Below are 19,632 nucleotides of genomic sequence, written 5' to 3'. Positions count from 1 at the left end.
TCCTTCTGTCGGCGGCGACAGTAGTAAGGGCGGAAACTCACGTAACGTTCAAATTTCCACGGCGCCGGACTTGCCGGTTTCGGTTGCAGCTCTTGACCAATTGGCGGGCGCTTTTGTCTGCAATTCGTGCATTTGCGATGATCGGTTTTCAAACCCGTCGCAATTCGGTCATTTCCCTTGACCTCACAGGAATAATCGCCTTCGATGCGTTTCGTGAATGGGAGGCAGCGCATCGTCAAACGATGCGGGCCCGGAGTGGGCCCAAATGGGAGCTGCATTCACAAACGAAAAAAGATCAGGGCTGCCTGGCAAGCAGGGGGCGCCTGTAAAGCAGAAAAGGGTCTGTGGGTCATGAAACATATTGCAATCGGCATTTTTGGCGCGGCTGCGCTCGGATTGATGGCTTCGGCCGCTTCGGCCGCCACGCTCGATACCGTGAAGCAGAAGGGCTTCATCCAGTGTGGCGTGTCCACCGGCTTGGCCGGCTTCTCGGCGCCGAACGACAAGGGTGAGTGGCAGGGCCTCGATGCCGATTTCTGCCGCGCCGTCGCGGCCGCCGTCTTCGGCGACGGCTCCAAGGTCAAGTTCACGCCGCTCAGCGCCAAGGAGCGCTTCACCGCGCTGCAGTCCGGCGAGGTCGATCTCCTGTCGCGCAACACCACCTGGACCATCAATCGCGACACCGCGCTTGGCCTGAACTTCGTCGGCACCACTTATTATGACGGCCAGGGCTTCATGATAAACGCCAAGAAGCTGCCGGGCGTCAATTCGGCGCTGCAGCTTTCGGGCGCCGCCGTGTGCGTGCAGAGCGGCACCACGACCGAGCTCAACCTCGCCGACTACTTCAAGAAGAACAAGATGGAGTACAACCCCGTCGTCTTCGAGAAGCTGGAAGAGGTCAACGCCGCCTATGACGCCGGCCGCTGCGACGTCTACACCACGGACCAGTCCGGCCTCTACGGCATCCGCCTGACGCTGGCCGCGCCGGCCGACCATGTCGTGCTGCCCGAGATCATCTCCAAGGAGCCGCTCGGTCCGGCCGTGCGCCAGGGCGACGACCAGTGGTACCATATCGTCAAGTGGACCTATTTCGCGCTGCTCAACGCCGAGGAAGCCGGGATCACCCAGGCCAATGTCGATGAGTTGAAGACCTCGACCGATCCGAACGTTCAGCGTATCCTGGGCACCGAACCCGACAGCAAGTTCGGCACCGATCTCGGCGTCACCAACGACTGGGTCGTGAACATCGTGAAGGCTGTCGGCAACTACGGCGAAATGTTCGAGCGCAATGTCGGCTCGGGCAGCCCGCTCAAGATCGCGCGTGGCATCAACGCGCTTTGGACCAAGGGCGGCCTGCAATACGCTCCGCCGATCCGCTGACCGAAACGTGATCCGGGGGGCAGATAGTCTGCCTCCCCGGTTTCTCTTTCCAGGGGACGGTCGCATGGCATCGCAGGAAATCCTTCGTGAGGAGCCGAGCCGCGGCTCCCTCATCAATGACCCGAAAATACGCGGCCTTTTCTTCCAGACGCTGGTCATTATCCTGCTGTTCGGCTCGATCTGGTGGATCGTCCACAACGTCATCGACAACCTGACGCGCCTGCACATCGCCTCCGGCTTCCAGTTCCTGAGGGGCAGGGCGGGTTTCGACATCTCGGACACGCCGATCGCCTACACGTCCGATTCGACCTACGGCCGGGCCCTTGTGGTCGGTCTGCTCAACACAATCATCGTCGCGGCCGCCGGCGTCGTCACCGCGACCATCATCGGCTTCATCGTCGGCATCGGCCGTCTGTCGCAGAATTGGCTGATCCGCAAGATATGCATGGTCTATGTCGAGATCTTCCGCAACATCCCGCCGCTGCTGGTCATCTTCTTCTGGTATTCGGGCGTTCTCGCCGTTCTGCCGCCGCCGCGTGAGAGCATCCATCTGCCGTTCGGTTCTTTCCTCAACCAGCGCGGCTTTTATATTACGCGCGCCGTTTGGGGCGAGGGCTCCTGGCTGATTGCCGTCGCCTTCGTCGTGGCGCTCGCCATGGCCTGGTTCGTCGCCCGCCGCGCGCGCCAGCGGCAGATGGCGACTGGCCAGCAATTTCCTGTGTTCTGGACTTCGGTCGCGCTGATCGTCGGCTTGCCGGTGCTCGCCTTCCTGCTCGCCGGCATGCCCCTCACCTTCGATTTCCCGAAGCAGTCGACCTTCAATCTCACCGGCGGCTTCCAGCTCAAGCCGGAATTCCTGTCGCTCTACATGGCGCTGTCCTGCTATACGGCCGCCTTCATCGCCGAGATCGTGCGCGCCGGCATCAGGGGCGTCAGCAAGGGCCAGACCGAGGCAGCGGGCGCCCTTGGTTTGCGCTCCGGTCCGATTCTCAGGCTCGTCGTGGTGCCGCAGGCGATGCGCATCGTCATCCCGCCGCTGACCAGCCAATATCTCAACCTGACCAAGAACTCGTCGCTGGCAATCGCCATCGGCTATCCTGACCTTACCGCCACCGCCGGCACGGTACTCAACCAGACGGGGCAGGCGGTCGAGGGCGTGCTGATCATGATGATCGCCTATCTGGTGCTGAGCCTCGTGACCTCGGCGGTCATGAATGTGGTCAACGCCAGGATGGCGCTGGTGGAGAGATAGGGCCATGCAGGAACACGACACCTCCTGGGTGCGCACCGAGATGGCCCTGGCCGAGCCGGCGCCGCTTGGCGAGCGCGGCGCTATCGCCTGGGTGCGCAAGAACCTCGTCGGTTCGGTCGGCGACACCATCCTCACCATCCTCGGCATCGCCATCGTCGCCTGGATCCTGCCGCAGGTTATCAACTGGGCCTTCATCAACGCCCAGTGGACCGGGCCGGATCGCACGGTCTGCGCCACCGCCGCGCAAGGCGGGGTCCAGCCGGACGGCTGGACCGGCGCCTGCTGGGCCTTCGTCAACGCCAAGTTCGGCCAGTTCATCTTCGGCACCTATCCCATCGAGGAACGGTGGCGGCCGACCCTGGTCGCCGTCCTGTTCGCGGCTTTGCTGGTGCCGATGCTGATCCCGCGGGTGCCGCGCAAGGGGCTGAACGCGATCCTGCTCTTCCTGGCGCTGCCGGTCGTCTCCTTCTTCCTCCTGTCCGGCGGCGTGTTCGGCTTGCCGGTCGTCGAAACCTCGCGCTGGGGCGGCCTCCTGGTCACGCTCAGCCTTTCCTTCGTCGGCATTGCCGTGTCGCTGCCGCTGGGCACCGTGCTGGCGCTCGGCCGCCGATCGAAAATGCCGATCGTCAAGCTCTTGTGCGTCATCTTCATCGAGTTCGTGCGCGGCATCCCGCTGATCACGGTGCTGTTCTTCGCCAGCGTCATGCTGCCGCTGTTCCTGCCGGCCGGCGTCACCTTCGACAAGTTCCTGCGGGCGCTGATTGGCGTGTCGCTGTTTGCCGCCGCCTACATGGCGGAAGTGGTGCGCGGCGGCCTGCAGGCGATACCGAAGGGGCAGTATGAGGGCGCCGATTCGCTCGGCCTCGGCTATTGGCAGAAGATGGGGCTGATCGTGCTGCCGCAGGCGTTGAAGCTGGTCATCCCCGCTATCGTCAATACCTTCATCGGCATGTTCAAGGACACCAGCCTGGTGCTCATCATCTCGATCTTCGACCTGTTGGGCGTGGTCAAGCAGAACCTGTCAGACGCCAACTGGGCGACGCCGCAGACCGCCAGGTCTGGCCTTGTGTTCGCCGCCTTCGTGTTTTGGCTGTTCTGCTTCGGCATGTCGCGCTATTCAATGTACACCGAACGCCGGCTCGACACCGGCTACAGACGATAAAAGGGGATTTGGCCATGGCCATCGAGAACGCCGTCAGCGCCGAAGAGATCAAGGTCGATGCCAAGAAGATGCATATCTCGACCACCGATGTCGCCATCGACATCGTCGGCATGCACAAATGGTATGGCGAGTTCCATGTGCTGAAGGACATCAACCTCAAGGTGATGCGCGGCGAGCGCATCGTCATCTGCGGTCCGTCAGGCTCCGGCAAGTCGACCATGATCCGCTGCATCAACCGGTTGGAAGAGCACCAGAAGGGCAAGATCATCGTCGACGGCAAGGAACTCACCAACGATCTGAAGAAGATCGACGAGGTGCGCCGCGAGGTCGGCATGGTGTTCCAGCACTTCAACCTGTTCCCGCACCTGACCATCCTGGAGAACTGCACGCTGGCGCCGATCTGGGTGCGCAAGACGCCGAAGAAGCAGGCCGAGGAAATCGCCATGCATTTCCTCAAGCGCGTCAAAATCCCGGAACAGGCGAACAAGTACCCGGGCCAGCTCTCCGGCGGCCAGCAGCAGCGCGTGGCGATCGCCCGCTCGCTGTGCATGAACCCGCGCATCATGCTGTTCGACGAGCCGACCTCGGCGCTCGACCCGGAAATGATCAAGGAAGTGCTGGAGACCATGGTCGGCCTCGCCGAAGAAGGCATGACCATGCTCTGCGTCACCCACGAGATGGGCTTTGCCCGCAAGGTCGCCAACCGGGTGATCTTCATGGACCAGGGCCAGATCGTCGAGCAGAACACGCCGGCCGAGTTCTTCGATCATCCGCGTCATGAGCGCACGAAACTGTTCCTGTCGCAGATCCTGCACTGAGCGGATCGGATATCGATTCGCGAAGCCCGGCCGCAAACGGCCGGGCTTTTTTGTTATTCCGGCGATCGATTGGCTCGATTGAACGGGGGGCGCCGCACCTTGATGAGAAAACTCTGGCGCTTCCTGGCCATGCTGGTTGCCGCGGCGCTTCTTGCCGTGACGCTCGGCACGCTGGTGCCGCGTCCGCTCTGGCCGGCGGCGGCCGCGGGCGAGGGCACCCGGCGCATACTGGTGCTGAGGAACCCGATCCATACCGACATCGCGATACCGGTCGACGACGGCGTGCGCCGGCGTTTCCATTTTCTAGCCGATTCCGGCCTGCCGGTTGATTCACCGGCGGCGCGCTACTTCGTTTTCGGCCGGGGCGGCCGTGCCTTCTATCTGGAGACGCCGACCTGGTCGGAATTGAAGGCGGTGCCGGTGCTCAAGGCGCTGACGCTCGATGCCTCTGTGATGCATGTCGATGTCGCCGGTGCGATTGCCGAGCCGCACCCGGACGTCGCCGGCTTCGACATCGACGAGACGCATTTTTCGGCGTTGCTCGACTACATTCAATCGAGCTTCCGGCAGGGGCCGAACGGGCCGGTGGCCATCGACAATGCCGGCTATTCCAGCTTCGACCGCTTTTACGAGGCCAACGGCCATTTCAACGCACTGGTCGGCTGCAACAGCTGGACGGCGCAGGCACTGCGCGCCGCCGGCCTGCGCACCGGCTGGTGGAACCCGCTGCCGGTGTCGCTGGAATGGTCGATGAGGCTGTATAATTGAAGGCGATTGCGCTACCGCCTCACAACCTTCCGCTGCTCCCACCCATAGAGCCAGTCGAGATCGGCCGCGAGCTTCTCCGCCGGCCGCGTCGCCAGCATGAGATTCCGAGCGATTGCGACCGGTCCCCAGGCGTGCCAGGCCAGTCTGTTGAGCGCGCCGCGCCTAAGCACCTTCTCGATGCGCGGCCGCCGAAGATTTTCCCAGATGGTGAGGCTCCGCCTGGGGTCGTCAGGGAAGTCGGCGACCAGGCCGGCGAGCATCGCGGCGTCCTCAATTCCCATCGCTGCGCCCTGGGCGGCGAAGGGCGTCATGGCGTGCGCCGCGTCGCCGATCAGCGCGATGCCTTCCGGCATCGTCCAGCGCCGCTGCTCGACGGTGTGGATCGGAAATGCCGTCCATGGGCCGGCCAAGGCGGCAAGCCTTACAAGCGCTGGCGAGGTTCCGCGCATGGCGCTGGCGAGAATTGCGGGATCGGCATGGCCCGACCAGCCTTCCGCGATACGCCCGCCCTTGGTGAAGGCGGCGAGGTTGAAGGCGCTGCCCTTGCTCACCGGATAGGCGACCATGTGGAAGCCAGGATGGAGGAACGTGGTGACGCAGTCGGCGGCGCCGATCGCCGCAAAGGCCTCGCCGGCGGGGCTTTCCACCGCCACCGTGGCGCGCCAGGCCAACTCGCCGGAGAACCGGCTTCTCGTGAAAGCGGGGTCCCTGCCGGCAAGTTGTGACCTGACCGACGACCAGACGCCGTCGGCGCCCACCAGAAGGCCGCCAGCGACCTCCATGCTGCCGCCGTCCTTTTGGGCTGTGACGGCGATATCTTGCGGCGCGACAGCGATGCCTGTCACCCGCGCTCCGGTGACGAGCTGGATCTTGGGATGCTCCGCCACCCGCGCCGTCAGCGCCGCTTGCAGGTCGGTGCGATGCGCCACCAGATAGGGCGCGCCCCAACGCTGTTCGCCGGCCTGCCCCAGCGGCACGCGAGCCAGCTCGCGCGAGGTTGCGGCGTCCTTCAGCAGCACCGCTCTAGGCCTGATCGCGCTCAGCCGCAACCGGTCGAGCGCGCCGAGCTGGCGCAGAATGCGCGTCGCGTTGGGGGAGAGCTGGATGCCGGCGCCTGCCGCTTCGATCTGCCTGGCCTGTTCCAGCACCGTGACGGCGTAGCCGCGCTCGGCAAAGGCAAGCGCTGCCGTCAGACCGGCGATACCGGCCCCGGCGATGACGACCTGCCGGGACCGTGTGTCATTCATGATCTAGCAGTCATCCATGATCTGCGGATCAGGCGGCCTGGTCGATATAGAGGCAGCCGGCAGGCTCCGTTTCCGTCGCCTTCAGCTTCGGCGAATAGCGGAAGAGCGTCGAGCAATACGGGCAGACCTTCTCATTGTCGTCGCCCATGTCGAGGAACACATGCGGATGGTCGAAGGGCGGATTGGCGCCGGTGCACATGAATTCCTTGACGCCGATGTCGATGACCGGATGGCCCGCATCGTTCTGGAAATGGGGAATGGAACCGCCAGCCATCGTCGTCTCCTTCAGTTCGGCCCGTTTGCATCTGGATCATAACCGGCCAGTTTGCAAGATCGATGAAATGAAACTGTCGCAAAAGGCTGGCAGAGGATAAGTTGAGCCGGTTAAGCGCATGAACTCGGGAAGCCGAAGCGATTCCATGACGGATCATGCGTCATAAAAGCGTGTTAGAGCGTCCATAACGCATCCGGCGGTGTATGGCGCTCGAAAAGGGCGGTTGCGGGCAAGAGCGGGAAATCATGAGCGAACTGAGGCCGGTACAGAGCGAGTTCATCACCGTCGAGGCGGCAAGCCCGGACGGCGGCAATCCCGACCGTTTCGTCAACCGCGAATTCTCCTGGCTGCAGTTCAACCGGCGCGTGCTCGAGGAATCGCTGAACGAGCGCCATCCATTGCTGGAGCGCGTCCGCTTCCTGTCGATCTCGGCCGCCAATCTCGACGAGTTCTTCATGGTCCGCGTCGCCGGCCTCGCCGGCCAGGTGCGCGAAGGCATCGTGCTGAAGAGCCCGGACGGCCGCACGCCCGAGCAGCAGCTCGAGCAATTGCTGCGCGAGGTCGAGCGCCTGCAGGAGGACCAGCAGAAGAGCCTGTCGGCGCTGATGGAGCTGCTCAACAAGGAAGGCATCGAAAGCATCGCCCGCGATGGCCTGACCAAGGACGAGAAGGCCTGGCTGGAGCTGGCCTGACCAAGGACGAGAAGGCCTGGCTGGAGGAGCATTTCCAGGAGCAGGTTTTCCCCGTGCTGACCCCGCTGTCGATCGACCCGGCACACCCGTTCCCGTTCATCCCCAATCTCGGTTTCTCGATGGCGCTGCAACTGCGCCACCGCAAGAACGGCGAGGAGATGAGCGCGCTGCTGCGCCTGCCGGTGGCGCTGCGGCGCTTCATCCGTCTGCCCGACCGCAAGCGTCTTGTGCGCTTCATCCCGCTGGAGGAAGCGGTCGGCCTCTATATCGGCAAACTTTTCCCAGGATATGAGGTCAAGGGCTCGGGCACGTTCCGCATCATCCGCGACAGCGACATCGAGGTGGAAGAAGAGTCGGAAGACCTCGTGCGCCTGTTCGAGACGGCGCTGAAACGCCGCCGCCGCGGGTCCGTCATCCGCATCGAATTCGACACGCTGATGCCGGCCGAGCTGCGCGATTTCGTCGCCGGCGAGCTCGGCGTATCGTCGAGCCGCATCAGCGTGCTCACCGGCCCGCTGGCGCTCAACCAGATTTCCGAGATCGTCGCCATCCCGCGCGACGACCTCAAATTCACGCCCTACAACCCGCGCTTTCCCGAGCGCATCCGCGAGCATGGCGGCGACTGCCTGGCCGCCATCCGCGAGAAGGACATCATCGTCCACCACCCCTACGAATCCTTCGACGTCGTGGTGCAGTTCCTGCGCCAGGCGGCGGCCGATCCGGAAGTCGTCGCCATCAAGCAGACGCTCTACCGCACCTCGAACGACAGCCCGATCGTGCGGGCGCTGATCGATGCGGCCGAGGCCGGCAAATCGGTCACGGCACTTGTCGAGCTCAAGGCGCGCTTCGACGAAGAGGCCAACATCCGTTGGGCGCGCGACCTCGAGCGCGCCGGTGTCCAGGTCGTGTTCGGCTTCCTGGAGTTGAAGACCCACGCCAAGATGTCGCTGGTGGTGCGCCGCGAGGACGGCCGGCTGCGCAACTACGTGCATCTCGGCACCGGCAACTACCATCCGGTCACCGCCCGCATCTACACAGACCTGTCCTTCTTCACCACCGACCCGACGATCGCGCGCGATGTCGCGCAGATCTTCAACTTCATCACCGGCTATGCCGAGCCCGCCGAGGAGATGCGTCTAGCGGTGTCGCCGTTCACGCTGCGCGACCGCATCCTGAGGCACATCTCCGAGGAGATCGCCCACGCGCGCGAGGGCCGGCCGGCCCGCATCTGGATGAAGATGAACGCGCTGGTCGACCCGATCGTCATCGACGCGCTCTATGACGCCAGCCGCGCCGGGGTCGAGATCGATCTCGTCGTGCGCGGTATCTGCTGTCTCAGGCCGCAGGTGCCGGGGCTTTCCGAGAACATCAGGGTGAAGTCGATCGTCGGCCGCTTCCTCGAGCACAGCCGCATCTTTTGTTTCGGCAACGGCCACGGCCTGCCGTCGGACGAGGCGATCGTCTACATCTCCTCGGCCGACATGATGCCGCGCAATCTCGACCGCCGTGTCGAGACCCTGGTGCCGATCACCAATCCGACTGTGCATGAACAGGTGCTTGGCCAGATCATGCTGGGCAACATCATGGACAACCAGCAAAGTTTCGACGTATTGGCTGACGGCACCTCCCGGCGCGTCGCGCTGGAGGAGGGCGAGGAACCGTTCAACGCGCAGGAATATTTCATGACCAATCCGAGCCTTTCCGGACGGGGTGACGCGCTGAAATCGCATGCGCCCAGGCGCATTGCCCAGTTCAAGCGCCGGAAGAAGAACGGCGCCGCGTGATTTCAATTTCCCAGGGCCGGCTTCAGGACCGGCGGCCGCTGTCCATCATCGACATTGGATCGAACTCGATCCGCCTCGTCGTCTATGAAGGGCTGGCGCGCTCGCCGACGCTGCTGTTCAACGAAAAGATGCTGGCCGGCCTTGGCCGCGGCATCGTTTCGACGGGCAAGCTCGATCCCGAGGCGGTGACGCGCTCGATGGAGGAGTTCCGCCGTTTTCGCGCGCTTTCGGATCAAGCCGGCGCCGAGCACATGTATGTGCTGGCGACCGCGGCCGCCCGCGAGGCAGTCAACGGCCCGGATTTCATCCATCGCGCCGAGGATGTGCTGAAGACCGAGATCCGCGTGCTCTCCGGCCGGCAGGAAGCGCATTATTCGGCGCTCGGCATCATCTCCGGCTTCCACCCGGCCAACGGCATCGCCGGCGACCTTGGCGGTGGCAGCCTGGAGCTCATCGACATCAATGGCGAAGCGATCGGCGACGGCATCACGCTGCCGCTCGGCGGCTTGCGCCTGCAGGACATGGCGAAGAACTCGCTCGTCCAGGCGCAGAAGATAGCGCGCCAGGAACTGGCGCGGGCGAAGCTCTTGAAGGGCGGGCAGGGCAGGGTCTTCTACGCCGTCGGCGGCACCTGGCGAAACCTCGCGCGGCTCCACATGGAGATGACCAACTACCCGCTCGGCGTCATGCATCATTACGAGATATCGGCTGATAGTGCGCAGAGCTTCCTCAGGCAGGTGGCCAAGGGCGAAGTCGAGAAGGTCAAGGGCATCGAAGGCGTTTCCAAGAACCGCCGCTCGCTCCTGCCTTACGGCGCCATTGTGCTCCAGGAGATCATGGCGGCCACGCAGCCCTCGAAGATCGTCGTCTCGGCGCAGGGCGTGCGCGAGGGCTTTCTCTATTCGTTGCTCGACGCCGCCGAGCAGAAGGCCGATCCGCTGATCTCGGCGGCAGAGGAGCTTGCGTTGCTGCGCTCGCGCTCGGTCCACCATGCGCACGACCTCGTCGAATGGACGGGCAAGGCCTTCAAGGCCTTCGGCATCGACGAGACGGTGGACGAGGCGCGCTACCGCCACGCCGCCTGCCTGCTTGCCGATATCGGCTGGCGCGCGCATCCGGAATATCGCGGCCGGCAGTCGCTCAACATCATCGCGCATGCCTCCTTCATCGGCGTCGATCATCCGGGCCGCGCCTATCTGGCTTTGGCCAGCGCCTACCGCCATGACGGCGTCTTCAACGACGGCATCGCGCCCGAGATCAAGGCGCTGGCGCCGCCGCGCGTGCTCGAGCGTGCGCGTGTGCTGGCGGCGATGATGCGTGTCGTCTACCTGCTGACGGCGGCGATGCCGGGTGTGATGCCGCGGCTGAAATGGGAAAGCCGCGGCAATGGCGCGCTGGCGCTGGTGCTGCCGGCATCGCTCGCCGCCCTCTATGGCGAACGCCCCGCCGGCCGGCTGGCGCAGCTCGCGCGCATCACCAACCGCCGCCTGATGCTGGCGGTCGAGGGCGGTCCAAGCGTTTCTGTGAAGTAGTCGTCAGGTCAGTTGCGCGTCGACGTCGAAGCCACGTCCATCCGCCGACCAGGCGCCTGCGCCGGCCATGGCGAGCGCCAGGAAGCCGCCGGCGATGGCGATGTCCTTCATCAGCATCTGCCGGTGCAGGAAGGCTAAAGTCGCATCGTCTGCCCCCTGGCCGTAATGGCCGATGAAACCGGCGACGATGCAGAAGGCGGCAAGCAGAAGTGCTGCGATCCGCGTCTGGAAGCCAACAAGGATGAGCAGGCCGGTGATCAGCTCGAACAGGCCGGTGCCCCAGGCGGCTAAAGCCGGCAGCGGCAGGCCGAGGTCGGCGAAATAGCTGGTCGTGCCGGCGATGTTGGTGAGCGCCTGGAAGCCCGAGGGCACGAAAAGCGCGGCAAGCAGGAGCCGCGAGACGAGAAGCAATGCGTTGCGGGGCATTGGCCACCTCCCTTGCCGATACCCGGGATCGTACCGGCTCTCGGTGCAGTGTACGCCTGCAGTTGAGAAAACGAAAAAGCGGCGCGGAAAATTCCGCGCCGCTTGCGTTTAAGGCTTGGGAGGGGAGCAATTCCAGGAAAAGTGTGGAGCGGTCAGGCTCGGCGACTTCGCCGTAGCCTTCCGCCCGGAATCGCGTCCAGCAAAGCTCAGCCGCGCTTGGCGTCGATCGAATAAGCGCCGGCGCCGGAAGAGGCGAGCAGGATGAAGCCGCCGGTGATGGCGAGGTTCTTGAGGAACTGGATCATCTGCATCTGGTCGGCCCAGCCGGTGTGAGCGACGAGCCCGGTGGCGATCGTGAAGATGGCGAGCACCCAGGCGGCGATCCGGGTCTGGAAGCCGAGGAGGATGGCAAGGCCGCCGAGCAGCTCGATCAGGCCGACGACAACGGCGGTGACTGTCGGCAGCGGCAGGCCGAGGGCGCCGAAATAGCCGGCGGTGCCGGCAATGGCGGTAAGCTTGCCGAAGCCGGAAAGCAGGAAGATGACGGCAAGCAGGATGCGGCCGAGCAGGATGGTGGTGGAGCTGTTGGACGCGGTGCCGTTGCCGGCGACGGAAGAGTTGATGGACATGGCGGTTCTCCGAATGGGGTTGAATGCCCAGTCAGATAGACGATGGAGACTGTTCACCAAAGCTGCTTATGCGGCGACACATCGTTCACAGATTCTATATTTCTGCGATCGCGCGATCAGCGCGAAATTCATGTCGCCGGAATCGGCTGCGGGAGCAAATTGTCCCGCCGCCAAATGAGGGGTTTCTGGTTGGCGCGGACGGAAAGCCGCGAGGCACTTTCCCGGAATTGACTATCCCGGATGGGTCATGTCCTCGGGCCGCACCAGCCGGTCGTAGTCGGCTTCGCTGACCAGCCCGGTGGCCAGGGCCTCCTCGCGCAGCGTCGTGCCGTTCTTGTGCGCGGTCTTGGCGATCTTGGCGGCGTTGTCGTAGCCGATGGTGGGGGCGAGCGCCGTTACCAGCATGAGCGAACGCTCGAGCGCCGCCTTGATGTTGTCTTCCCGCGCCTCGATGCCGACCACGCAATTGTCGGTGAAGGAAAACGAGGCGTCGGCAAGCAGTTGCACCGACTGCAGGAAGTTGTAGGCCATCAGCGGGTTGTAGACATTGAGCTCGAAATGGCCCTGGCTGCCGGCGAAGGTGAGCGCGGCGTTGTTGCCGAACACCTGCACGCAGACCTGCGTCAGCGCCTCGCACTGGGTCGGGTTGACCTTGCCCGGCATGATCGAGGAGCCCGGCTCGTTTTCCGGCAACGAGAGCTCGCCGAGACCGGAGCGCGGGCCGGAGCCAAGCAGGCGGATGTCGTTGGCGATCTTGAACAGCGCCGCGGCCGCCGCGTTAATCGCGCCATGCGAGAACACCATGGAATCATGCGCCGCGAGCGCCTCGAACTTGTTCGGCGCCGTCACAAAGGAGATGCCGGTGATGGCGGCGATACGATCCGCCACCTTCTCGGCGAAGCCGACGGGCGCGTTGAGACCGGTGCCGACCGCGGTGCCGCCCTGCGCCAGTTCCTGCAGGCCGGGCAGCGTCAGCCCGATGCGCTTGATCGACGACGCGACCTGCGCTGCATAGCCGGAGAATTCCTGGCCGAGCGTGAGGGGGGTGGCGTCCTGCGTATGGGTGCGGCCGATCTTGATGATGTGGTTGAAGGCGCGGGCTTTGGCGTCGAGCGCCTTGTGGAGGTGGTGCAGGGCAGGGATCAGATGGTGCGCGACCCGCTCGGCGCAGGCTATGTGCATGGCCGTCGGATAGGTGTCGTTCGACGACTGGCTCATATTGACGTGATCGTTGGGATGCACGGGCTTCTTGGAGCCCATGACGCCGCCGAGCATCTCGATCGCCCGGTTCGAGATCACCTCGTTGGCGTTCATGTTGGACTGCGTGCCCGAACCGGTCTGCCAGACGACCAGCGGGAAATGCTCGTCGAGCTTGCCGTCGATGACCTCCTGCGCGGCGTCCACGATCGCCTTGCCGATGGCCGGATCGAGCCGCTTCATCTCCATGTTCACTTCGGCCGCCGCGCGCTTGACGATGCCCAGAGCGCGGACGATCGAAGCCGGCTGCTTCTCCCAACCGATCTTGAAATTGCCCAGCGAACGCTGCGCCTGCGCTCCCCAATAACGGTCGGCCGCCACCTCGATTGGACCGAACGTATCGGTTTCGATTCTGGTCTTTTCAGCGCTCACGGGAAATCTCCGGTCTGTCGATTTTGCGCAAGGGCGTATCGCGTTGCACAAATGGCATCAAGCGGAGATTGCGGGCGAGGGCGATGCAAATCGGTTTGAAATGGCGCTTCTTCCTTCTCCCCTTGTGGGAGAAGGTGGATCGGCGCGCAGCGCCGAGACGGTTGAGGGGTGCTGGACGGATCGCCGTCGTCGCCAAGCTGGAACACCCCTCATCCGTCGCCTTCGGCGACACCTTCTCCCACAACAAGGGGAGAAGGGAAGGCTCACCCCACCGGCGGCCCGACGAGATCGATGCCGTTCTCCCCGCACAGTCTTGTCAGCGCTGCGATCATCTCCGGCGTCGGCGCCGCCGGGTGAGGCAGCTCCGGCCGTTCTGCCGGCCGGCTCGCCAGGCGCACTATCGTCTCGAAATCCGGGCCGCGCGTCACCGTGAGCGTATGGGCGCCTTCCGGAGATTCGACCCTGTATGTGTGCGGCAGGCCTTTCGGCGCGATGATCGTTTCGCCGGCGCTGGCGATCCGCTCATGGCCGTTAATCTGAAACCGCATCCGCCCTTCCAGGATATGAAACACCTCGTCCTCGTTCCGGTGCACATGCAGCGGCGGGGAATCGCCGTAGGGTAGGCGGTGCTCGATGACACAGATGCCGTCCTCGCCGTCGGCCGACGAGACCTGGATGGCGACGAGGGTGTTGTTGAACCAAAGGAGTTCCTTGCCTGCGATGGTGCTGTTGATCATTGTCATGGTTGCCCCCCTGCGTTGGGTGCCGGCGAAGCGGCGTCGAATGGAACCTAACCAGGGACAGGCGGGCGGCGGAAATCGAATGATCGTATGGGGCGAATTGATGCGATGAATTTGAATGCGCTCGACCTCAATCTGGTCAGAGTCCTCGACGCACTGCTGCGCGAGAAAAGCGTGACGCGCGCCGGCGAGCAGATCGGCCTCAGCCAGCCCGCCGTGAGCGCGGCGCTCAATCGCCTGCGCCATGCGCTCAACGACCAGCTTTTCGTGCGCCGCGGCAACGACATGGTGCCGACGCCACGCGCCGAAAGCCTGGCGGAGCCGGTGCGCGCGGCGCTGCGCGAGATCGAGCGCGCCTTCCAGCCGGCGAGCCAGTTCGAACCCGCGAAGCTCGAGCGAACCTTCACCTTCATGGGCGCCGATTTCTTCTCCATGCTCCTGATGCCGCCTTTTGCCGCGCGCGTCGCAACGATGGCGCCCGGCGTGTCGCTGCGCTTCCTGGACAGCGCGCGTGGCGACGTTTCAAAACTTCTCCAGGACGATGAGATCGACGCCGCGCTTGAGCGTCCGCTTGAGGTTGCCGACTGGATCTCCAGCACGCCTTTATTCCATTCGCCGTTCGTGATCATTGCCGCAAGGGACAACGCCGCGATCAGGCAGGCCGGGATCGCGGCTGGCGGAGTTCTGACGATGGATCTGTTCTGCGACCTGCCTCATGTCCTTCGTTCCATCGACGGTTCGATGTCGGGCTCCACCGACGAGGCGCTCAATCGGATCGGGCGAAAGCGCCGGGTCACGCTCGCCTTGCCGCATTTCCAGGCCGTCGCGCTGGCCGTGGCCAGCGGCAATTACGTTGCCGCCGTCCCCAGGCAATTCGCGGTCTCGGCGGCCAGGAGCTTGCCGATCGTGCTCCACGAGCCGCCGCTCGGCATCGCCGTGCCGGAGATCAGGATGTACTGGCACGCTCGCCACGATGACGAGCCGCCGCATCGCTGGATCCGCGAGCAGGTCCTCGCCGAGGTCGAAGCGCTTGGATTCCGTAAGCTGGATGATGAAGTCGGAGATCACCCCGCCGTGTAGCCGCCGTCCACCGCGAAGACGCCGCCGCTGGTCCATGCGGCCTCGTCGCTGGCGAGATGGACCGCCATGCCGGCAACATCCGAGGGCCGCCCGATGCGGCCGAGCGGATAGCTGCGCTCGACATAGGCATTCAGCTCGTCCTGCGCCTGCCGCGGCAGGTTGACGATCGACTTCCGCCGCATGGCGGTGTCGATGGTGCCGGGTGCGATGGCGTTGACGCGGATGCCGCGCGGACCAAGCTCGAAGGCGAGCGATTTGGTGAGCGAGTTCAGCGCGCCCTTGGACAGCGAATAGAGGCTCGACGGCCGCTTCGGGATCATCTTGTTGGCGAAGTAGGACGAGATGTTGATGACCGAGGCGTTGGCGCTGAAATGCGGCAACAGCCGCTGTGCGAGGAAGAACGCCGCCGTGACGTTGAGCGCGAAGGAATGCTGGAACTCAACCTCGCTGACGGTCTCGAACGGCACGAAATAGGCGACGCCGGCATTGTTGACGAGGATGTCGAGCGGCCTTCCGGAACCCGCGACATGGCCGACGACAGCATCGATGCCGGCGCTGGTCGCAAGGTCGGCCGAGAGCGTCTCGACCGGGGCGCCGCCTTTCGCTTCCGCGGCCAGCGTGTCGCGCGCGGCTTCAAGCTTCCCGGTGTCGCGGCCGACGATCAGCACGTCCGCGCCTTCGCGCACAAACGCCTCCGTAATCGCCAGCCCGATGCCGTCCGAACCGCCGGTGACCAACGCCCGCTTGCCGTGAAGTCGCATAGCCATGCTCCTGCAGCTGCCGTGCAGGAGTGCAGCGCCGAATGACGCGGGCGGTCAACCCGAAGGCCTATCGCCGGGTATGAACTTTATCCCGCCGAGGCCAAGCCGACAGGCGCCGGCTGGCGCGTGGCAAGGCGCCCGGCGACGTAGTCCTTGACCTGGCGGACCGCCCGCTCGCGCGAGACGCTGCCCGGCTGCAGGCCTAGCCTCAGCCACAGCCCGTCGATCAGCGCGGTGACGCCAAGCACGATCTCCTCGGCCACCTCCGGTGAAGCGAGGCCGCGCAGGCCGGACAACAGGTTCGAGCGCATGCGCGCGTGGATCACCCTTTGGATACGCGCCAGCTTCTCGTCGCGCGGCACCTCGGCGCAGAGCGACAGCCAGGCGTGGCAGAGCGGCGGCAGGAACAGGTGCTCCTCGAAATTGCCCTCGATCACCGCGTCCAGCCGCTCCATTGGGGTCCGCGCCCGCTTGAGCCGCGCCACCACCGCGTTGCACAGCACCGCATTTGCCTCGCGCATCGCGTGCTCGAACAATTCCTGCTTGTTGCGGAAATAATGCAGCACGATGCCTTTCGAGGCGCCGGCCTGGGCCGCGACCTTTTCCAGAGTCGCGCCGGCAATGCCTTCGCGCTCGAGCACCACGAAGGCCGCCTGCCGCAACTCCTTGCGGCGGATGTCGCTGAGACGCGTGAGCTTCACCGGATCGATCCATGCATCGCGAATCCATGTTGACATTTTCGCCCGCTCAGATCAATGATTGACCAGTGGGACAATAATATGACCAAACGGTCAATATGAGGAGAACCGGAATGGTGCGCTTGCTTGCTAAAGGCGTCTGCCTCGCTGCCTTGATGCTGGCCGCTCAATCGGCTTACGCGGCCGAAGCGGATCAGTGCAGGGTGGTCCGCATGGCGGAGCCCGGCTGGAACGATCTGGCCTTCACCACGGGCGTGGCCAAGGTCTTGCTCCAGGCGCTCGGCTATGAGCCGCAGAGCGAGGTGCTTGGCATCAACGTCATCTACGAAGGCATGAAGAACAAAGACCTCGACCTGTTCCTCGGCTACTGGGACCCGGCCATGGTCACCTACTACGAGCCCTACAAGAAGGACGGCTCGATCGAGAATGTGCGCGTCAATCTGGTTGGCGCCAAATACACCTTCGCCGTGCCGACCTATGTCTGGGAAGCCGGCGTCAAGGATCTGTCCGACCTGCACAAGTTCGCCGACAAGTTCGGCAAGAAGATGTACGGCATCGAGCCCGGTTCCAACCAACTGATGATGGACGCCATCGCCGATCCCAAGTTCGGCCTCGACGGCTGGCAGGTGGTCGAGTCGAGTGAAGCCGGCATGCTCTCGGAGGTCGGCTACGAGATCAAGGAGAAGCAGTTCATCGTCTTCCAGGGCTGGGCGCCGCATCCGATGAATACGATGTACGACTTCAAGTACCTGACCGGCGGCGACAAGTTCTTCGGCCCGAATTTCGGTGCCGCGACTGTGACGACGCAGGTGCGCAAAGGCTACCTGCAGGAATGCCCGAACGTCGCGCAATTCCTGAAGAACCTCACCTTCGACATCGATCTGGAGAATGTCGGCATGGGCTACCTCATCAATGACGGCATGAAGCCAGAGGAAGGCGCCCTGAAGTCGATCACCTTGAACAAGGACCGGCTGGACGCCTGGCTCGCCGGGGTCAGCACTTTCGACGGCAAGCCCGGCTTTGCCGCGGTCAAGGAAAAGCTCGGACTGTGAGGTCGGCGGCATTGGATCTGCCGGCGCAGGAGGCTGAGCAGGGCGCCTGGGCCGGCCGCAAGCGGTTCGCCGATGTCGGTGGACTCGATCTTGCCTATGTCGAGGTCGGCGGTTCGGAGCCGCCGCTCGTCCTGGTGCACGGCTTCACCGATACCAGCCGCAGTTTCTCGTTGCTGGCGCCGCATCTTTCCGGCCGGCGGCTGATCATGCCGGACCTGCGCGGCCATGGCGCTTCGCAGACGGGGAAGGGCTGCGCCGTTGCCGATTTCGCCGAAGACATTGCCGGGCTGATCCGGAGCCTGCGGCTCGCCCGGCCGGTCGTTGTCGGCCATTCGTTGGGTGGCATGGTCGCCATACAACTGGCCGCGCGTCATCCGGAACTGGTCGGGGGGCTGGTCGTCCTGGCCGGGACGCTAAAGGCAGATTTCGCGCCGTGCAATCCGCTGGTTGCCGGTGTGGCGGCACTGCGCGACCCGATCTCGCCGACCGATCCGTTCTATGATTGGTGGCACGCCTGCGGGCCTGGCGTGCCGCAGGCCTTTCTTGCCGGCATGGCGAAAGACGCTTCGGCGATGCCTGCGGCCCGCTGGCGCGCCATCCTGGTAGAAATCCGCCGGACGGACTTGGGGGCCGCGGCGCGGGCCGTGCAGGCCCGGACGCTGATCATTGCGGGTACCGGCGATCCGCTCTTCGGCAAGGCACACCAGCAGGCTTTGGCTGAGGCGCTGGCCGGATCACGTCTCCTCTGGGCGAAGGATTGCGGTCACAACCCGCACTGGGAGGAGCCGGCCTTTATCGCCGACGCGATCGCCAGGATGTTGGAGAACGCGGAAGCGTGATCACCTCAACAGCGATCGGGCCGTGGGCGTCAGGCGCAACGTCTCGGCCGGCTTTGTGCGATCGGCCTGCGTGGTTTCGTGCGAAGCAGCGAGGGCGGCGCTGTAACGGGCATAGGCGGCTTCGTCATCGAAACCGGTGACGCCGATGAAGACATTTTCGCCGGCTCGCACAGGCAGCCGCGGAAAGGTGTTTTCGGCATGCTCGCTGACGAAGGCGCCGAGCAGCCGTACGCCATTTGCCGTGAGTTGCGGAACCGCTTCCGCCAGGTACCCCCGGGCAAAGTCAGCTTCCATGCCCGGGCGCAAATGGTGATTCTGTATCTCAACAATGCCGTCTAAATGACCATTCCGGCTTTTGTTTTCGGCTTCGCTCGCGGCCGGTCGTTTCAGTCCCGACAGGTTGAAGCCCGCGCCCTGCCATGCCGGCTTCAGAAGCAGCACATCGTCGGAATCGATCATCGTCGCATTGGCGGCGTCGCGATGTTCGGCCCAGACCGGCCCTCCATAGAAGGCGGTGAGCGCGTTCTTCCTTGCCTCCATGTTCTCAAAGCCGCGCAGCCAGACGAACATGTCGGGGCGGTCGAGATCGCGGAACTGGCCGATGACGGTCATGCCCGTGGCTTCCTGACTCTCGATGAATTGCCGGTCGAAAAGCGGGACCAGCGTTTCGCGCCGGCCGGGCTTCAGCGTGTATTGGCGAAGTTCCACTACCGGCGAGGCAAGGCGAGGGGACGTGTCGTTTCGAGCGAAGTTCATTGCCGACTCCAAAACAGGATGATCATCCTGTTTATAAACAGACCGGTTGCCCTGTTTTGTCAATCTGATATCTTTCCTTTTCCTTCTCCCCTTGTGGGAGAAGGGGGATTGGC

Annotated in this window: 18 protein-coding genes and 1 pseudogene; 10 read left to right on the top strand and 9 right to left on the bottom strand. The window is 64.2% G+C overall.

All coding sequences use genetic code 11. The annotated features are described in order from the left end of the window. Positions 1–351 precede the first annotated feature (351 nt). From AU465_RS09640 to AU465_RS09620, 5 genes are all read left to right on the top strand, one after another. Positions 352–1,380: an amino acid ABC transporter substrate-binding protein gene (locus tag AU465_RS09640; RefSeq protein WP_192246276.1), complete on the top strand. Its 1,029-nt coding sequence runs from the start codon at positions 352–354 to the stop codon at positions 1,378–1,380. A 64-nt stretch (positions 1,381–1,444) separates the two neighbouring features. Next, positions 1,445–2,632, top strand: a complete 1,188-nt coding sequence (locus AU465_RS09635; protein ID WP_192246274.1) for an amino acid ABC transporter permease — start codon at positions 1,445–1,447, stop codon at positions 2,630–2,632. A 4-nt stretch (positions 2,633–2,636) separates the two neighbouring features. After that, positions 2,637–3,794 carry an amino acid ABC transporter permease gene (locus tag AU465_RS09630; protein ID WP_192246272.1) on the top strand — a complete coding sequence of 386 codons (1,158 nt, stop codon included), beginning with the start codon at positions 2,637–2,639 and terminating at the stop codon, positions 3,792–3,794. Positions 3,795–3,808: 14 nt separating this feature from the next. After that, complete coding sequence (locus AU465_RS09625) at positions 3,809–4,612, top strand: amino acid ABC transporter ATP-binding protein (protein WP_281396720.1); 804 nt, start codon at positions 3,809–3,811, stop codon at positions 4,610–4,612. A 102-nt stretch (positions 4,613–4,714) separates the two neighbouring features. After that, positions 4,715–5,380 (top strand): TIGR02117 family protein, encoded by a 666-nt coding sequence (locus AU465_RS09620; protein ID WP_192246270.1) that lies wholly within the window; start codon positions 4,715–4,717, stop codon positions 5,378–5,380. 11 nt (positions 5,381–5,391) lie between these two features. Here AU465_RS09620 and AU465_RS09615 read toward each other — a convergent pair whose 3' ends face one another. Then, positions 5,392–6,627, bottom strand: coding sequence for an FAD-dependent monooxygenase (locus AU465_RS09615; protein ID WP_192246268.1), 1,236 nt, complete (start codon positions 6,625–6,627; stop codon positions 5,392–5,394). 28 nt (positions 6,628–6,655) lie between these two features. After that, positions 6,656–6,901 (bottom strand): zinc-finger domain-containing protein, encoded by a 246-nt coding sequence (locus AU465_RS09610; RefSeq protein ID WP_192246266.1) that lies wholly within the window; start codon positions 6,899–6,901, stop codon positions 6,656–6,658. Positions 6,902–7,218: 317 nt separating this feature from the next. Here AU465_RS09610 and AU465_RS09605 point away from each other — a divergent pair. Both AU465_RS09605 and ppx read left to right on the top strand, forming a co-directional pair. Continuing rightward, positions 7,219–9,377 (top strand): annotated as a pseudogene (locus tag AU465_RS09605) (RNA degradosome polyphosphate kinase); the annotation flags it as partial. After that, a complete protein-coding gene (gene ppx / locus AU465_RS09600) occupies positions 9,374–10,909 on the top strand; it encodes an exopolyphosphatase (protein WP_192246264.1) in 1,536 nt (511 codons plus the stop codon). The pseudogene AU465_RS09605 and the gene ppx, both read left to right, overlap by 4 nt. A 3-nt stretch (positions 10,910–10,912) precedes the next feature. Here ppx and AU465_RS09595 read toward each other — a convergent pair whose 3' ends face one another. The 4 genes from AU465_RS09595 to AU465_RS09580 form a co-directional block, all read right to left on the bottom strand. Continuing rightward, the gene (locus AU465_RS09595; protein ID WP_192246262.1) at positions 10,913–11,335 is read right to left on the bottom strand and encodes a DoxX family protein; all 423 of its coding nucleotides are present in this window, start codon (positions 11,333–11,335) and stop codon (positions 10,913–10,915) included. A gap of 206 nt (positions 11,336–11,541) precedes the next feature. Next, positions 11,542–11,964 carry a DoxX family protein gene (locus AU465_RS09590; protein ID WP_192246260.1) on the bottom strand — a complete coding sequence of 141 codons (423 nt, stop codon included), beginning with the start codon at positions 11,962–11,964 and terminating at the stop codon, positions 11,542–11,544. 231 nt (positions 11,965–12,195) lie between these two features. After that, on the bottom strand, positions 12,196–13,593 hold the full coding sequence (gene fumC / locus AU465_RS09585; protein ID WP_192246258.1) for a class II fumarate hydratase: 1,398 nt from the start codon (positions 13,591–13,593) through the stop codon (positions 12,196–12,198). Between the two features lie 263 nt (positions 13,594–13,856). After that, positions 13,857–14,336 carry a cupin domain-containing protein gene (locus AU465_RS09580; RefSeq protein ID WP_192246256.1) on the bottom strand — a complete coding sequence of 160 codons (480 nt, stop codon included), beginning with the start codon at positions 14,334–14,336 and terminating at the stop codon, positions 13,857–13,859. Positions 14,337–14,441: 105 nt separating this feature from the next. Between AU465_RS09580 and AU465_RS09575 the strand changes: the two genes are divergently transcribed. Then, entirely contained in the window at positions 14,442–15,413 is a 972-nt protein-coding gene (locus tag AU465_RS09575) for a LysR family transcriptional regulator (protein ID WP_192246254.1), read from the top strand. On the opposite strand, the gene AU465_RS09570 is transcribed toward AU465_RS09575, so the two are convergent. Continuing rightward, positions 15,398–16,174 (bottom strand): SDR family NAD(P)-dependent oxidoreductase, encoded by a 777-nt coding sequence (locus tag AU465_RS09570; RefSeq protein WP_192246309.1) that lies wholly within the window; start codon positions 16,172–16,174, stop codon positions 15,398–15,400. The two genes, AU465_RS09575 and AU465_RS09570, sit on opposite strands and share 16 nt — an antisense overlap. An 86-nt stretch (positions 16,175–16,260) precedes the next feature. Next, positions 16,261–16,911: a choline-binding transcriptional repressor BetI gene (gene betI, locus AU465_RS09565; RefSeq protein WP_192246252.1), complete on the bottom strand. Its 651-nt coding sequence runs from the start codon at positions 16,909–16,911 to the stop codon at positions 16,261–16,263. A 74-nt stretch (positions 16,912–16,985) separates the two neighbouring features. Here betI and choX point away from each other — a divergent pair, with 74 nt between their 5' ends. Both choX and AU465_RS09555 read left to right on the top strand, forming a co-directional pair. Beyond that, on the top strand, positions 16,986–17,924 hold the full coding sequence (gene choX / locus AU465_RS09560; RefSeq protein WP_192246250.1) for a choline ABC transporter substrate-binding protein: 939 nt from the start codon (positions 16,986–16,988) through the stop codon (positions 17,922–17,924). Continuing rightward, positions 17,921–18,763 (top strand): alpha/beta fold hydrolase, encoded by an 843-nt coding sequence (locus AU465_RS09555; protein WP_192246248.1) that lies wholly within the window; start codon positions 17,921–17,923, stop codon positions 18,761–18,763. The genes choX and AU465_RS09555 overlap by 4 nt, the downstream gene beginning before the upstream one ends. Here AU465_RS09555 and AU465_RS09550 read toward each other — a convergent pair whose 3' ends face one another. Continuing rightward, positions 18,764–19,582, bottom strand: coding sequence for an NIPSNAP family protein (locus tag AU465_RS09550; RefSeq protein ID WP_312891228.1), 819 nt, complete (start codon positions 19,580–19,582; stop codon positions 18,764–18,766). Between the last annotated feature and the right edge of the window lie 50 nt (positions 19,583–19,632).

Origin of the sequence: Mesorhizobium silamurunense (assembly GCF_014843905.1) — a bacterium.
In the GTDB taxonomy this organism is placed as follows: domain Bacteria; phylum Pseudomonadota; class Alphaproteobacteria; order Rhizobiales; family Rhizobiaceae; genus Mesorhizobium; species Mesorhizobium silamurunense.
Note: the sequence above shows the minus strand (reverse complement) of the source record. Positions and strands in the feature narration are given on the sequence as shown.

What these genes read in the sequence shown, in the direction of transcription:
- betI (WP_192246252.1), bottom strand. Translation starts at nt 16,911, where the DNA reads ATGTCAACATGGATTCGCGATGCATGGATCGATCCGGTGAAGCTCACG.
- AU465_RS09570 (WP_192246309.1), bottom strand. Translation starts at nt 16,174, where the DNA reads ATGCGACTTCACGGCAAGCGGGCGTTGGTCACCGGCGGTTCGGACGGC.
- AU465_RS09630 (WP_192246272.1), top strand. Translation starts at nt 2,637, where the DNA reads ATGCAGGAACACGACACCTCCTGGGTGCGCACCGAGATGGCCCTGGCC.
- AU465_RS09620 (WP_192246270.1), top strand. Translation starts at nt 4,715, where the DNA reads ATGAGAAAACTCTGGCGCTTCCTGGCCATGCTGGTTGCCGCGGCGCTT.
- AU465_RS09640 (WP_192246276.1), top strand. Translation starts at nt 352, where the DNA reads ATGAAACATATTGCAATCGGCATTTTTGGCGCGGCTGCGCTCGGATTG.
- choX (WP_192246250.1), top strand. Translation starts at nt 16,986, where the DNA reads ATGGTGCGCTTGCTTGCTAAAGGCGTCTGCCTCGCTGCCTTGATGCTG.
- AU465_RS09575 (WP_192246254.1), top strand. Translation starts at nt 14,442, where the DNA reads ATGAATTTGAATGCGCTCGACCTCAATCTGGTCAGAGTCCTCGACGCA.
- AU465_RS09580 (WP_192246256.1), bottom strand. Translation starts at nt 14,336, where the DNA reads ATGACAATGATCAACAGCACCATCGCAGGCAAGGAACTCCTTTGGTTC.
- AU465_RS09625 (WP_281396720.1), top strand. Translation starts at nt 3,809, where the DNA reads ATGGCCATCGAGAACGCCGTCAGCGCCGAAGAGATCAAGGTCGATGCC.
- AU465_RS09610 (WP_192246266.1), bottom strand. Translation starts at nt 6,901, where the DNA reads ATGGCTGGCGGTTCCATTCCCCATTTCCAGAACGATGCGGGCCATCCG.
- AU465_RS09615 (WP_192246268.1), bottom strand. Translation starts at nt 6,627, where the DNA reads ATGAATGACACACGGTCCCGGCAGGTCGTCATCGCCGGGGCCGGTATC.
- AU465_RS09635 (WP_192246274.1), top strand. Translation starts at nt 1,445, where the DNA reads ATGGCATCGCAGGAAATCCTTCGTGAGGAGCCGAGCCGCGGCTCCCTC.
- AU465_RS09590 (WP_192246260.1), bottom strand. Translation starts at nt 11,964, where the DNA reads ATGTCCATCAACTCTTCCGTCGCCGGCAACGGCACCGCGTCCAACAGC.
- AU465_RS09595 (WP_192246262.1), bottom strand. Translation starts at nt 11,335, where the DNA reads ATGCCCCGCAACGCATTGCTTCTCGTCTCGCGGCTCCTGCTTGCCGCG.